This window comes from Pseudomonas sp. NPDC087814 (assembly GCF_044742865.1).
Lineage (GTDB): Bacteria > Pseudomonadota > Gammaproteobacteria > Pseudomonadales > Pseudomonadaceae > Aquipseudomonas.
Genome location: NZ_JBIUVK010000003.1, coordinates 120,976 through 134,103 on the forward strand (window position 1 = coordinate 120,976; position 13,128 = coordinate 134,103).

13 protein-coding genes are annotated in these 13,128 nt (G+C 62.7%); 2 read left to right on the forward strand and 11 right to left on the reverse strand.

Annotation, left to right across the window (positions count from 1 at the left end; all coding sequences use genetic code 11):
• Positions 1-9: 9 nt before the first annotated feature.
• The 9 genes from ACIOMR_RS03925 to ACIOMR_RS03965 form a co-directional block, all read right to left on the reverse strand.
• Positions 10-309 carry a DUF971 domain-containing protein gene (locus tag ACIOMR_RS03925; RefSeq protein WP_401192348.1) on the reverse strand — a complete coding sequence of 100 codons (300 nt, stop codon included), beginning with the start codon at positions 307-309 and terminating at the stop codon, positions 10-12.
• On the reverse strand, positions 306-1,259 hold the full coding sequence (locus ACIOMR_RS03930) for a HEAT repeat domain-containing protein (protein ID WP_401192350.1): 954 nt from the start codon (positions 1,257-1,259) through the stop codon (positions 306-308). The genes ACIOMR_RS03925 and ACIOMR_RS03930 overlap by 4 nt, the downstream gene beginning before the upstream one ends.
• A complete protein-coding gene (locus ACIOMR_RS03935; RefSeq protein ID WP_087692992.1) occupies positions 1,256-2,095 on the reverse strand; it encodes an ABC transporter ATP-binding protein in 840 nt (279 codons plus the stop codon). Before ACIOMR_RS03935 ends, ACIOMR_RS03930 begins: the two co-directional genes overlap by 4 nt.
• Entirely contained in the window at positions 2,095-2,877 is a 783-nt protein-coding gene (locus ACIOMR_RS03940) for an ABC transporter permease (protein WP_003217654.1), read from the reverse strand. The genes ACIOMR_RS03935 and ACIOMR_RS03940 overlap by 1 nt, the downstream gene beginning before the upstream one ends.
• 12 nt (positions 2,878-2,889) lie before the next feature.
• On the reverse strand, positions 2,890-4,296 hold the full coding sequence (locus ACIOMR_RS03945) for an ABC transporter substrate-binding protein (protein ID WP_401192354.1): 1,407 nt from the start codon (positions 4,294-4,296) through the stop codon (positions 2,890-2,892).
• A 122-nt stretch (positions 4,297-4,418) separates the two neighbouring features.
• Entirely contained in the window at positions 4,419-4,664 is a 246-nt protein-coding gene (locus ACIOMR_RS03950) for a ferredoxin family protein (RefSeq protein WP_401192357.1), read from the reverse strand.
• 40 nt (positions 4,665-4,704) lie between these two features.
• A complete protein-coding gene (locus ACIOMR_RS03955; protein WP_008433417.1) occupies positions 4,705-6,435 on the reverse strand; it encodes a fumarate reductase/succinate dehydrogenase flavoprotein subunit in 1,731 nt (576 codons plus the stop codon).
• Complete coding sequence (locus ACIOMR_RS03960) at positions 6,432-7,193, reverse strand: GntR family transcriptional regulator (protein ID WP_401192361.1); 762 nt, start codon at positions 7,191-7,193, stop codon at positions 6,432-6,434. The genes ACIOMR_RS03955 and ACIOMR_RS03960 overlap by 4 nt, the downstream gene beginning before the upstream one ends.
• 169 nt (positions 7,194-7,362) lie before the next feature.
• Positions 7,363-10,284 (reverse strand): TonB-dependent receptor, encoded by a 2,922-nt coding sequence (locus ACIOMR_RS03965; protein WP_401192364.1) that lies wholly within the window; start codon positions 10,282-10,284, stop codon positions 7,363-7,365.
• A gap of 229 nt (positions 10,285-10,513) precedes the next feature.
• Between ACIOMR_RS03965 and ACIOMR_RS03970 the strand changes: the two genes are divergently transcribed.
• Both ACIOMR_RS03970 and ACIOMR_RS03975 read left to right on the forward strand, forming a co-directional pair.
• Positions 10,514-10,786: a DUF2790 domain-containing protein gene (locus ACIOMR_RS03970; RefSeq protein ID WP_102369062.1), complete on the forward strand. Its 273-nt coding sequence runs from the start codon at positions 10,514-10,516 to the stop codon at positions 10,784-10,786.
• 99 nt (positions 10,787-10,885) lie between these two features.
• A complete protein-coding gene (locus ACIOMR_RS03975; protein ID WP_003217640.1) occupies positions 10,886-11,743 on the forward strand; it encodes an SDR family oxidoreductase in 858 nt (285 codons plus the stop codon).
• A gap of 119 nt (positions 11,744-11,862) precedes the next feature.
• Here ACIOMR_RS03975 and ACIOMR_RS03980 read toward each other — a convergent pair whose 3' ends face one another.
• Together ACIOMR_RS03980 and xerC are read right to left on the reverse strand one after the other, a co-directional pair.
• Positions 11,863-12,087, reverse strand: a complete 225-nt coding sequence (locus ACIOMR_RS03980) for a DUF2188 domain-containing protein (protein WP_003217639.1) — start codon at positions 12,085-12,087, stop codon at positions 11,863-11,865.
• A 115-nt stretch (positions 12,088-12,202) separates the two neighbouring features.
• A complete protein-coding gene (gene xerC / locus ACIOMR_RS03985) occupies positions 12,203-13,117 on the reverse strand; it encodes a tyrosine recombinase XerC (RefSeq protein ID WP_087692998.1) in 915 nt (304 codons plus the stop codon).
• Between the last annotated feature and the right edge of the window lie 11 nt (positions 13,118-13,128).

The following is a 13,128-nucleotide window of genomic DNA, read 5'->3' on the forward strand; positions in this document are numbered from 1 at the left end:
CGCGTTGTTTTAGTCCGACGGAGCCCCGGCCTGGGGCTCCATCTGTGCCAAATAAGCCCACGGGTAAATCCCCCGCTGGTGCCCATCGCTGAAAATCAACTGCACGCCATATCCCTGGGGATGGACCTCCAGCACCCGGACACGGTCCGACACCAGCGGCGGCGTGCCTCTCAACCGAAAGGCCCGGCACTGCGAGCACGGGCATTCACGGCGCAGGCGAGCGTGGTCGATCCATTGCACGCCGTCGCGCCATTCCAGCCTCAAGCGCCCATCATCATCGCGGCCAATGCCGTTCGGTGCACAGTTCATTGCAGTTGTGCCAGGGCAATGCGCACCGCCTTGCGTACTTCCGGGTCGCCATCGTCGGCCGCATCACGCAGCGGGCCAAGGGCCTGTCGGTCGCCCAACTCGCCCAGCGCCAGGGCGGCTTCCTTGCGCAGGTTGCTGATGCTGTGGCCCAATGTCAGGAGCAGCGCCGACAACGCCGGTGCATACCGCAGGCGCCCAAGGCTGCGGGTAGCGCGCAGGCGGACTTGCCAGTAGTCATCGGCCAGCGCCGTGATCAAGGCGTCGCCCGCGCGGGTGCTACCGACTTTGCCCAAGGTGGTCGCGGCCTCTTCCCGTACTTGCCAGGTGGCGTCCTGCAACGCTTCATACAGCGCCGGCAGTACCCGCTCATCACTGGCCAGGCCGAGGGCGCCGGTGGCGGCACGCCGGACTTCGGTGTCCGGATCGCTGCTGGCCAACCTCGCCAGGGCGTCCAATGCCGGCAGGTGCTTGAGCCAGCCGAGCACACCGACCGCTTCGCGGCGCACCCCCGCATCGGTATCGTTCAGCGCCAGCATTGCCGACGGCGCCGCCGCTTCAAGGCGCAACTCGCGCAGGGCACGGAAGATTGCCGTGCGCACGCTGACGTCGGCGTGGGTGGCCCATGGCAATAACAGCCGGCCCGCCTGCGTCGTCTTGAGTACGCTCAAGCTCTGGGCGGCGGCATCACGTACCGACGCTTCAGTGTCGGTCAGCGCCTGGCACAGCGCCTCGACCACTGCGTCTTCTTCCCACGCCTCCAGCAGGCTGGCAGCCTGGGCGCGCACGTCGGTGGCCGGGTCGTGGCGCAGGCTGTCCACCAGCCACACCAGGCCGTCGGGGTCTTCCAAGTCAGCCAGGTCAATCAGGGCGATCCGGCGCATGCCGGCATCCGGCGCTTGCAGCCGCGGGCGCAGGGCTTGGATGTCGGGGTTTTCGGTTTCATAGGTCATATGGCAAATCGCGGTCTTGGGTGATCGTTGGGTAGCCCGAGCGGGTTCAGCCGTGGTAACTGGCGACCATCTTCGTGGTGCAGCAGCTCCAAGCAATGGCGCTTGAGGTGGGTAAATTCCGGCGAGGTCATCAGTTCGGTGCTGCGCGGCCTTGGGAAAGTCAGCTGGAAATCCTCGATGATGCGCCCGGGGCGCGGGCTCATCACCAGGATGCGGTCGGCCAGGAACAGCGCTTCGTCGATGTCATGGGTGACAAACACCACGGTGGTGCGGATGCGCGTCCAGATGTCCAGCAGCAAGGCCTGCATCTTCATGCGGGTCAGGGCATCCAGCGCGCCGAACGGTTCATCCATCAACAGCAGGCCGGGACGATTGATCAATACCCGGGCAATTTCCACCCGCTGCTGCATGCCACCCGACAGCTGGTTGGGCCAGCGCTCGGCAAAACCTTCCAGGCCCACCAGGTGAAGGATCTCATCGGCGGCGGCCAGGCGCTCGGCCTTGCCTACGCCGCGCATCTTCAGGCCGAAGGCAACGTTTTCGCGCACCGTACGCCAAGGGAACAGTGTGTGTTGCTGAAACACCATGCCCCGTTGCTGGGACGGCCCGGCAACCGGCTGGCCATCCATTTCCAGCGTGCCCTGGCTTGGCGTGAGATGCCCGGCCAGCGCGCCGAGCAAGGTCGATTTGCCACACCCGGACGGGCCGAGGATGCACACGAACTGCCCCGGCTCGATCCTGCAATCCAGGGCTTTCACCGCCTCGAATGCCTGCTGCTGTTCGCCCAATACAATGGACAAGCCGCGTATGTCGACACGGCCTTCAAGATGACTCATCAGGCTTTACCTCGTGGTCGATGCCAGGGAGTGAACAGTGCGCCGAGACGCTTGACCAACAGGCTGCTGCCCATGCCCAGCACGCCGATCAACAGCATGCCAACGACAATGTCGGCATAGTTCTGGATGGTGTAGGACTCCCAGGTGTAATAGCCGATACCGTACTGGCCGGAGATCATTTCCGCCGTCACCAGGCAGAACCACGAAGTGCCCATGCCAATCGCCAGGCCGGTGATGATGCTCGGCGCGGCGCCCGGCAAAATCACCTCCAGCAGGATCGCCCGGCGCCCTGCCCCCAGGCTGCGCGCCGAGGCGATCAGCCGAGGATCGACGCCTTCCACGCCATGCACCGTATTGAGCAGTACCGGAAACAGCGCGCCGGTGAAGGTGATGAAGATCATCGACAGCTCCGACGACGGGAACATCAGGATCGCCAGCGGGATCCAGGCCACCGCCGGGATCGGCCGGATCACCTCCAGCGGCGGCAACAGCAGGTCTTCCGCCCACTTCCAGCGGCCAATCGCGATGCCCAGGCCGATCCCCACCAGCGCGGCCGCCAGGTAGCCTTCGAACACCCGGGTCAGGCTTGCGCTCAAGTGCCGCACAAGCTTGCCCGAGTCCGCCAGCCCCAGGGCAGCCTGCACCACGGAGCCCGGCGTGGGCACATTGGCAAACGTCACCAGCCACAGGTTCCAGTGCTGGCTGGCCGCCAACTGCCAGAACAGCAGGCACAACAGCAAGGAAGCGGCCTTGGGCAGCCAGCGCCATGGGGTGCTTGTCATGAACACGCTCCCTCAGCGACCGGCAACGGCCTGCGCGCCGGCGTCGGTGAAATTGAACACCTTGCCGCCCTGGGCCTGGGCAAATTGCTGCGCCTGGCCCTTGAGCAGGAATGCACTGAGTTGGCCGTGCTGGTTGGTGGCAAACCAGGCCTGGCTCGCCAGCAGCTTGATGCCGCTGTCTTCGGCCTGGGCATACACGGCGCGCACCGCCTTGCCTTGTTTGTTCAGGCTGTCCAGCGCGGTGAACGCCGCCTCGGCCGACGCGTAATCGCGCACCTTGGGCTCACCCTTGACCCAGATTTGCGCGACGTGCTTCCAGTCAGTGATCGGCGCGCCGCTCAGGGCGTCGTTGGCCTTCAGCGGGGCCTGGGCGTAGTTGCCCAATTGCGCCGCATAGTCCAGGCCCGAGGCCTTGAACGCGGCACGGATGTACTGGTCATCGATAAAGGTATTGAGGTCCAGGCCACGGTCGGCCTTTTTCAGCAGCTTGAGGGTGTCGATCGCGGTGCCCACGGCCTGGCGGTATTCGGGTTTCCAGCTCAAGTCACGGGTCTGCACGCCCAGCGGGCCATGGAACAGGTAGTTGACCTCGGCTTCGACGCCGGTGACTTTTTCGATCAGCTCGCTGTACTTCTCCGGCTCTGCGGCCAGCAACTGATTGGCCTCGATACTCGCGCGCAGGTAGGCGACGACCACTTCCGGGTACTGTTTGGCATAACTTTCGTCCACCAGCGCGCCGTGGAACGTCGGGGTGTTGGATTGCGAGCCGTCGTAGATCTTGCGGGCGAAACCACGGTTGGGGAACAGTTCGCCGAACGGCACAAAGTCGGCATGGGCGTCGATCTTGTTGGCCTGCAACGCCGAGCCTGCCACTTCGGGCGCCTGGGCAATGATGTTGACGTCCTTGAGCGGGTCCCAGCCCTGGGCCGCAACAGCACGCAGCAACATGCCATGGGCCGTGGAGGCGAACGGCACGGAAATCGTCTTGCCTTTGAGGTCCGCCAGGGACTCGGCGCTGGAAGCGACCGGCACCACAATGCCGTTGCCGCTGCCCTTGATGTTGCCCGACAACACGCTGATGAACAGGCTGTGCTTGCCCGCCGCCTCGAACGCTACGCCGTTGAAGGCACCGGGGAAGTCGGCCATTGCGCCAAAGTCCAGTTTGCCGGCGACCATTTCATTGGTCAGCGGCGCGCCACTGGTGAAGTTTTTCCACTGCACGTCGTAGGTCGCGTCCTTGTACTTGCCGTCGTGCGGCAGGTATTTGTCCAGCAGCCCCAGCTCGCGGATCAGCAAGCCGCCCGCGGCACAGTTGATGGTGGTGTCCTGGGTGCCGATGGCCACCCGGATCGTTTGTGCCTGGGCCGACAGGCTCAAGCAAGCCAGCACCAGGCCGGCCAGGGTTGCGCGCAATAACATTGGGTAGTTCCCCTCGAATCATGGTTGAAGGAATCGTCTCCGCCACGGTCTGGCGCGGTGGGAAACGAGGGGGTGTGGCTAGGGCTGCGTCCGGGGTTGGCGGATGGCGTTTGCGGCAGGTCTCAGCGCAACAGGTACGGAATCTCGACCTTGACTGCGCCGGTGGGGCAATCTTTTTCACAGGGCATGCAATACCAGCATTCATCAAACGCCATGTACGCCTTCTGCGTTGCCGGGTTGATCGCCAACAGGTCCATCGGGCACACGTCGACGCAGACCGTGCAGCCTTTTTCGGAGATGCACTTGTCCTCGTCCACCGTTACCGGGGCGTTGGAGCGAAAGAATATTTCCTGGGGCTGATAGGCCATTTCACGGTGTCCTGTGGTGAGCGAGCTTTGGGGGGCACATTCAGGCGGCGTCAGCCCCTACGCGCAGGCGGTCGTAAGCCTGCATCTCTTCGGCATCCAGCGGGATCACATAGGGCTCGACGGGTTTCTTGAAGCTGACCATCTGCCCGTCGTCGCCCTTTTTCAGGTGGCAATGGCAGAACCAGTCGGCGTCGTTGCGTTGCGGGTGGTCGACCCGGTAGTGGTACAGGCCCCAGCGGCTTTCGGCGCGGTACAGCGAGGCGCGGGCAGCCATTTCGGCGCAGTCGCGGATCACGCTGGTTTCCATGGCGCGCATCAATTCATGGGGGTTGTGCGCCTTCATCTGGTCCAGGTCGCGCTCGATATCGGCGAAGCGTTGCAAGCCGATTTCCATCTTGCGGGTGACCTTGGGCGGCTGCAGGTAATCGTTGACGAAGCGCCGCAGCTTGTACTCGACCTGGGCCGGCGGCAGACCGGTTTCGCGGTCCAGTGGCGCATAGACCCGCGCCTGCTCGGCGGCCACCTGCCGGGCATCCACCGCGCTGAATTCGCGCCCGGCCACAAAGCTTGCCGCGTTAGTGCCGGCAAACCAGCCATAGGTGAACGCGCCGAGCATGTAGTTATGTGGCACCGCCGCCATGTCGCCCGCTGAATACAGGCCCTTGACCGAGGTTTCCGCGCGCTCGTTAACCCACACGCCCGACGCCGAATGCCCGCTGCAAAAGCCGATCTCGGAGATATGCATCTCGACCATCTGGCTGCGGTAGTCGGTGCCCCGGTTGGCGTGGAACTGGCCACGGCTGGGGCGCTCGTTGCTGTGCAGGATCTGCTCGATGTTCTGGATGGTTTCCTCCGCCAGGTGATCGAGCTTGAGGAACACCGGGCCGTTGCCGCTTTCCAGTTCCTGGTGGAACTCCCACATCATCTGCCCGCTCCAGTAGTCGCACTCGATGAAGCGTTCACCCTTGTTGTTGGCGGTGTAGCCGCCCAAGGGGCCGGTGACATAGGCGCACGCCGGGCCGTTGTAATCCTTGATCAGCGGGTTGATCTGGAAGCACTCCAGGTTCGCCAGTTCGGCTCCGGCGTGGTAGGCCATGGCGTAGCCGTCGCCGGCATTGGTCGGGTTTTCATAGGTGCCCATCAGGTAACCCGAGGACGGCAAGCCCAGGCGGCCGGCCGCGCCGCAGCAGAGGATCACCGCCTTGGCCTTGATCACCTGGAAGTCCGCAGTGCGGCAGTCAAAACCCATCACGCCATTCACCGCGCCTTCGCTGTCGGTCAGCAAGCGGGTGCACACCAGGCGGTTGGTGATGCTGACCCGGGCGCGCTTGAGCTGGCGATACAGCACCTTCTTGATGTCGTGCCCTTCAGGCATCGGCAACACGTAGGCGCCCATGTGATGGACTTTTTTCACCGCGTAATCGCCGGTTTCGTCCTTCTCGAACTTCACGCCCCAGCGGTCCAACTGCTCGATGGTTTCAAAACTGTGGGTCGCGTAGGCGTACACCGCCGCCTGATTGACGATGCCGTCGTTGGCAATCGTGATTTCCTTGGTGTACTGCTCCGGCGTGGAGTGGCCGGGAATGATCGCGTTATTGAGGCCGTCCATGCCCATGCTGATGGCGCCGCTGCGCTTGACGTTGGCCTTGTCGATCAGCAATACGCGCAGATCGCGGTTGGCCTCCTTGGCCTTGATCGCCGCCATGGGGCCGGCAGTGCCGCCGCCGATCACCACGATGTCGTATTCCAGTTCCAGGGTTTGGCGGCTCACGGGCGGCTACCTCGCTGACGGTCGATGCGCAGGCGATACTGAAACGCGTCGCCACGGTAATACAGGTGTTCGAAGTCCACGGGCTGGCCGTCTGCGGTGTGGGTCAGGCGTTCGATGCGCATGATCGGCGAGCCGGCCTCGACGTTCAGCGCCTGGGTCAGCTCGCTGTCGGCGAGTACCGCGTCAATCGCCACGTCGGCGTGACCCAGCTGCAAGCCACAGTCGTTCTCCAGGATCAGGAAGATGTCGCGGGTTACCAGGTCGGCGTTTTCCAGGCGTTCGCCCAGGGCCTGGCTGAGGTAGGTGATTTCCAGCGACACCGGTTCGCGGTTGATCAGCCGTACCCGCTTGATCTGCGCGACAGTGCTGCCCTCCTCCACGCCCAGGCGCTCGGCCACCAGCTTGTCGGCGGGCACGAAGCGGTAGCTGCGCAGGCGGTTGATCACTTCATAGCCGCGCTCGGTCATGGACTCGCCCAACCCCTGCAGGGTGCTGACGTTCTGATAAGCCTTGGGTTTGGAAACAAAGGTGCCTTTGCCGTGGATCTTGTAGATCAGGCCTTCCTTTTGCAGATCACCCAGGGCCTGGCGCACGGTGATGCGGCTTACTTTGAAGTTCGTGCCCAGTTCGCTCTCGGAAGGCATCTGGGTGTTCGGCGCGTACTCACCATCAAGGATGCGGCTGCGTAGCAGGTCCCGCAGTTGGGCATGCAGCGGAACGCTGGACAGAGGGGATAAGGCGACGGTTGATTCGTTCATCAGGACCACTTGTCATAACGAGTTATGACGTGATCATAAGGAGTCTTATGAAAAGCCTGGAAATACCGTTTTGGAATAAGGTTATGGACCGGCGAATCCCGCTGCACCTACGGGATGGGTGCAGTGGATCCGCCTGTTTTATAGAGCAGTGTCTGAAGCGGATGAACAATCAGAAGTTATAGCTGACTCGGGTATAGAGGATGCGGCCAAACGGGTCGGCGTATTTCGGGTCGTACCCGCTCTGGAACGCATAGGTCTGGTTGCTGAACGGCGGCGCGCGGTCAAACAGGTTTTTCGCGCCCAGCGTGACGGCCAGGGACTTGCTCCAGTTGTAGGTACCCGCCAGGTCCCAGACGTTGTAGGAGCCTACAGAGTCGTGAGTGTCGGGGTCCGAGTCGTGATAGCCACTGGTGTAGCGGTTGGTCAGGCTGACGCCCAGCGGTCCCCGCGCCCAGGTACCGGTCAGGCTGTGGCGCCAACGCGCAACGGCGCCCGCGGTGGAGAACTCGCCGCCACGGAAATCACCGAGTTTGTCGATGTAGTCGCCCTTGAGCTCCTGCTGGTATTTGTATTCGTTGACGTAGGTGCCTTGCAGGCCGATGCCGAAGTCACCGATGGCGGTGCTCGGGAAGCGGTAGTCGAAACTCACATCCACGCCGTTGGTCTTGGTCTTACCCAGGTTGGCAAGGCCGGTAACGATGTGATCGATGGAGCCATCCGCCTTGCGAATCAGGCGGTCGCCGTAGGCATCCGGGTCGTCGAATACCGACGATTCAGGAAATTCGGCGATCTGGTTGGCGATGGTGATCCACCAGAAATCCAGGCCGGCACTGAGGCGCTCGATCGGTTGGAACACGAAACCAAAGGTCACGTTACGTGCGGTTTCCGGGCTCAAGCTGCCGTTGCCCCCGCTTTGCCGGCGGAACTGCTGGGCGCAGTCGCGGTTGCCGATCCCGCCATTGGCCGGGGTGCCGCCCGGGCACAGGCGCGGGTCGTTGTAGTTGGCCACGGTGTAGCTGGTGTAGGTCGGGTTGTACAACTCGTACAGCGACGGCGCACGGAAGCCTTCACTGTAGGCACCGCGCACCACCAGTTCCTTGAACGGCTGGAAGCGGAACGAGTATTTCGGGTTGGTGGTGCTGCCAAAGTCGCTGTATTTGTCATGACGCACGGCGGCAGACAGTTCCAGGCTTTCGAGCACCGGCACGTTGACCTCGGCGTACTCGGCCGACACGGTGCGATTGCCGCGCACCGCGCCATTGGGGTCTACGCCCAGGCTCTGCACGGTCTCGGCAAACTGGGCGAAATCCTGGTGGAAATCCTCCTTGCGATATTCACCGCCCAGCGCCAGGCCCGTCGGCCCCGCACCGAACCAGTCACCGATTTCACGGCTTACGCGCCCGTCGATACTCTTCACTCGGCCCACGGCAGTGGCGTAATCGCCATCGACGCGGCTGGAGGCGAGCAACGCCCTGCCCGCTTCACTCTGCGGCCCGAACGGGTTGATCACACCGTTGGCAATCCCCTGGCTGATGGTCTGGTCGTTTACATAGCCGTCAAGAATGGTTTGCACCACTTTGTTCTGGTTGTAGGACGCGCCGACGTTGTAGTCCCAGTTCGCCACATTACCTTCGAAACTCAGCAGCAGCCGCTGGCTGGTGTTGTCATCTTCGTGCTTGCGCGCGCCGGCATCGGTTTCACGCCAGTTCACGTCTACCGGCTGTGTCGGGTCCAGGGCGAAACCCGTGGGGCCCGGGGTGATGCCGTTGCCCGGATAGAAAGGCGTACCCGGATTGACCTGGGCCCCCATCAGGGTGCCTGGGCCAATCTGTGTGCGGTTTTCGTTGCGCGCCCAGAAGTATTCGAGGCTGACGGTATGGTCATCGGCCAGCTTGCCGGTGGCTTTGGCAAAGGCCGAGGTTTTTTCGGTTTCCGGCACCAGGTCCAGGTAACTCCACAGGCTTTGGCGGCAGATGCCATTGCGTGACAGCAGCCCGGGGGAATTGCAACCGGAGCCGGCCAGCGGGTTGGTCGCGTTGCTGCCCTGGCTCCAGTTGGCCGGCGCGGCGGTGCCGGAGGTGAAATCCAGGCCGCGACCTGGCTGGTAGTTGTAGGTGAAGTCACGGTCCTTGGCCGCCAGGCGCGTCTGCTTGTCGTAGCTGACCACGCCGAACACGTTGAAGCGGTCCTCTTCAAGGTCGCCGAAACCGTAGCTGCCACTGAAGTTATGGCTGTCGCCGCCCCCGGAGCGTGTGGGCGAATCGTAATTGGTGGAAAGTTGCCCACCGGTGAGGCTGGTCTTGGTAATGAAGTTGATCACCCCGCCAATCGCATCGGTGCCGTACAGTGCCGAGGCGCCATCGCGCAGGACTTCCACGCGGTCGATGGCGGCGAACGGGATGGTGTTCAAGTCCACCCCGGAACCGTTGGTGGTGTTGACGGCGTTGTTGCTCAGGCGCCGGCCATTGAGCAGCACCAGGGTTTTGTTCGCGCCAATCCCGCGCAAGTCGGCATACGCCGCACCGCCGCTGCTGGAGCCCACCGAACGCCCGGAGCCAACGGCAGACTGGTTGGCCGAAATGCGGTTGATCAACTCCTCGGTGGTGCTCACACCCTGCTCGCGCAATTGCTCGACCCGCAGGATGGTTACCGGCACTGCCGTTTCCGCGTCCACCCGGCGAATCGCCGAGCCGGTCACCGTGACTTTTTCCAGGCGGTAATCAGTACTTTTGCCCTCGGCCGGTGCGACGCTGGTGGACGTCACGGGTGCTGGATGCACCGTCAGCCCCTGTTCGCTGTCGCTCACTTGCAGGCCACTGCCCTGCAACGCCTTGTCCACCGCTTGCAGGCTGCCCAAATCGCCGCGGATGGCGGCACTGCGCTTGCCCTGCACCCACTGTTGATTGAACGAAATCATCACCCCGGTCTGCCGGGAGATATCCAGCAGCACCGTATCAAGCGGGCCGCCAGCGATATCGAAGGTGAACACCTGGCCGGCCACTTCCTGGGCCATCACCGATGTCGTGCACACTCCCATCGCCAGCGCCGCCGCCAGCGTCAGCCTTGGTAGTTGTTGTTTGAATAAAAACATCGAGGAACTCCCTGTTGTATGTGTCTACAGGGATGAGCAACGGCAGACGGATATTTATAGGGCTGCGTTTAGGCGAAGATGCTATGAGTTTATAACCGGTTATAAGAGGCTTGCTGCATCGATTTGGCTGATGTCTTCTATTGGCCCGCAAGCGTTCATCCCCGCGCCAGGTGCTTTGTAGAATGAACCCCACAGTCAAGCCACCACCTTCGTGGTGTCGGAGGTTCTCATGCGTTATCTGCTTATCGCCGTGCTGGGCCTGTTCAGCACACTTGCCTTCGCCCAGGGCGAAACCCCGGTACCCACTGTGAGTGCCAACACCCCCGCCAGCGAGGCGTACGACTATTCCCAGGACCTGGACATCGCCAAGGTGGTGCGCGTCAGTACCGAATCCTCCACCGAGTGCGGGCCGGTCAAGGGTCATATGGTCTACATCGACAGCCACGGGGTGCGTCATGAACTGGACTACATGCGCCTGGGCGATGCCTGCCAGCACGGTTGAGCGCAAACCATTCGTCGGGCTCGGCCGGCATCGATTACAACTATCCGGCAGCTGAAAATCACTAATCCATAGAACCCGTTGTGATCTATGGAGATTGAGATGACTGACTACCCACGCCCACCTTTCGCCAGCCAGGCCCAATCCGTTCCCGGTTCGCAGAAGAAGATGGACCCCTATCCCGACTGCGGCGAGAAGAGCTACACCGGCTCCGGCCGCCTGGCCAACAAGATCGCCCTGATCACCGGCGCCGACAGCGGTATCGGCCGCGCCGTGGCGATTGCCTTTGCCCGCGAAGGTGCCGATGTGGCCATCGCCTACCTGGACGAACACGAGGACGCGAAGGAAACCGCACGCTGGGTTGAAGAAGCCGGCCGCCAATGCCTGCTGCTGCCCGGCGACCTCGCGCAAAAAGCCAACTGCCAGGCGATTGTCGACCAGACCGTCGAGCAGTTCGGGCGGATCGACGTGCTGGTCAATAACGCCGCATTCCAGATGACCCACGAGACCCTCGAAGAGATACCCGACGAGGAATGGGTCAAGACCTTCGATATCAACATCACCGCGATGTTTCGCATCTGCAAGGCGGCGCTGCCGCATATGAAGGCCGGCGGGTCGATCATCAATACCAGCTCAGTGAATTCCGATATGCCCAAGCCAACGTTGCTGGCATACGCCGCCACCAAGGGCGCGATTGCGAACTTTACCGGTGGCCTGGCACAACTGCTGGGCAGCAAGGGCATCCGCGTGAACAGCGTGGCGCCGGGGCCGATCTGGACGCCATTGATTGTCTCGACGATGCCGGACGAAGACGTGAACAGCTTTGGCAGCGAAACACCGCTGGGCCGCCCCGGCCAGCCGGTGGAAGTGGCACCGATCTATGTGTTGCTGGCGTCGGATGAGGCGAGTTACATCTCGGGCTCGCGGTATGCGGTGACGGGCGGCAAGCCGATTCTCTAGGGTCGAATGCAAATCCAGTGTGGGAGCGGGCTTGCTCGCGAAGGCGGAGTGTCAGGCAATGCATCTGTGACTGATCCAACGCCTTCGCGAGCAAGCCCGCTCCCACATTGGGTGCTCGGTCAGCCCGGAGATCGTGTCGGGTCAGCCTTGCGCGGATAGGTTCTTTCTTCCTGAATCCGCCCATCCATGCTGTGAATTCTCAGCGACGCCGTCTTGTCGCTGAGAAACTCTTTCGCCAACTCAACGATCGCCTCCTTGGTCTCCGCCGTTTTCGACGGCCGTGCCGAGCCCTGCTTGGTCAACGCCCAACCGGTGCCGGTCTTGTTGATGTTGTAGGTATCCATGGTCTGCTCCTTCGACTGAATAAACACGGCACGCGGTAAAACCCGCGCCCTACTATTGCGAGCGCGGCTGCCGGGCAGAGTTCAAGGCAGTTGGCGGGCCAGGTTACGGGCGGCCCTACAGGTCAAACCGATCCACGGCCCTGCGCCGCTCATTGTCGTCGCGCACATCGTAGGTGGCGGTGGTCTGGATATTGGTGTGGTGCGCCAGCTTCTGGGCGATCGACAGGTCGTACTCTTCAATGACCCGCGTGATAAACGAACGGCGGAAATCATGGGGCATGATTTTCACGCCGACCTGTTCCCCACGCTGGCGGGCGATGTAGTAAATCGCGTGTTTGGTGATGCGCTCGCGGGTGATATGGCTGCCCCGGCGAATCCGGTTGAACAGGAAACCATCGTCCTGCTCACCCGGTTTCAACTGGCTGCGGCGAAACGCCAGCCACGCCTCCAGCTTGGCAAAGGCCCAGGCCGGTGCGTACTTGATCAATTGCTTGTTGCCCTTGCCGGTAACCTGCAGGCTGCGCTCGTCAAAGTTGACCTGGCCCAGTTCGATGTTCACCGATTCCGACTTGCGCATGCCCGAGCCATACAGGATCCCGATCACCGCCGCATCCCGCAGGCCCTGCGGGCGCGGATCGGCGGCGCAGACTTCCATCAACTCACGAATCAGCGTACGCCGCAGGTTGCGCCCCTGGCTCAGGCGGGTGCCGGCCATGGCCTTGACCGAGCGCATCTTCAGCAGGTGGTCCTGGCTGATCAGGCTCATGCGCCAGGCTTCGTTCATCACCCCGCGCACGGCGTTGACGTACAGCGATGAGGTGTTCGGCGCATACCCGTCTTCCCGCAGCACCGCCACCAGGGCCATGACGTGTTCGGGCTGCAGCAGGTGCCAGTCGATGTCTTCGAGGTTGATGTCTTCAAAGCCCAGGCGGTCGGCAGCGTCCTGCAGCACGTAGCGCATGGTCAGCTGGCTGGAGGGCGCCAGGCGGGTGAGGTAGAGGGTCAGCGGGTTGCGGGTAGACTCAGTCAAGGTAGATCAGC

Coding starts and splice junctions, on each gene's coding strand:
- ACIOMR_RS03970 (WP_102369062.1), top strand. CDS start 10,514: ATGCGTTATCTGCTTATCGCCGTGCTGGGCCTGTTCAGCACACTTGCC.
- ACIOMR_RS03960 (WP_401192361.1), bottom strand. CDS start 7,193: ATGAACGAATCAACCGTCGCCTTATCCCCTCTGTCCAGCGTTCCGCTG.
- ACIOMR_RS03940 (WP_003217654.1), bottom strand. CDS start 2,877: ATGACAAGCACCCCATGGCGCTGGCTGCCCAAGGCCGCTTCCTTGCTG.
- ACIOMR_RS03935 (WP_087692992.1), bottom strand. CDS start 2,095: ATGAGTCATCTTGAAGGCCGTGTCGACATACGCGGCTTGTCCATTGTA.
- ACIOMR_RS03950 (WP_401192357.1), bottom strand. CDS start 4,664: ATGGCCTATCAGCCCCAGGAAATATTCTTTCGCTCCAACGCCCCGGTA.
- ACIOMR_RS03930 (WP_401192350.1), bottom strand. CDS start 1,259: ATGACCTATGAAACCGAAAACCCCGACATCCAAGCCCTGCGCCCGCGG.
- ACIOMR_RS03980 (WP_003217639.1), bottom strand. CDS start 12,087: ATGGATACCTACAACATCAACAAGACCGGCACCGGTTGGGCGTTGACC.
- ACIOMR_RS03945 (WP_401192354.1), bottom strand. CDS start 4,296: ATGTTATTGCGCGCAACCCTGGCCGGCCTGGTGCTGGCTTGCTTGAGC.
- ACIOMR_RS03925 (WP_401192348.1), bottom strand. CDS start 309: ATGAACTGTGCACCGAACGGCATTGGCCGCGATGATGATGGGCGCTTG.
- ACIOMR_RS03965 (WP_401192364.1), bottom strand. CDS start 10,284: ATGTTTTTATTCAAACAACAACTACCAAGGCTGACGCTGGCGGCGGCG.
- ACIOMR_RS03975 (WP_003217640.1), top strand. CDS start 10,886: ATGACTGACTACCCACGCCCACCTTTCGCCAGCCAGGCCCAATCCGTT.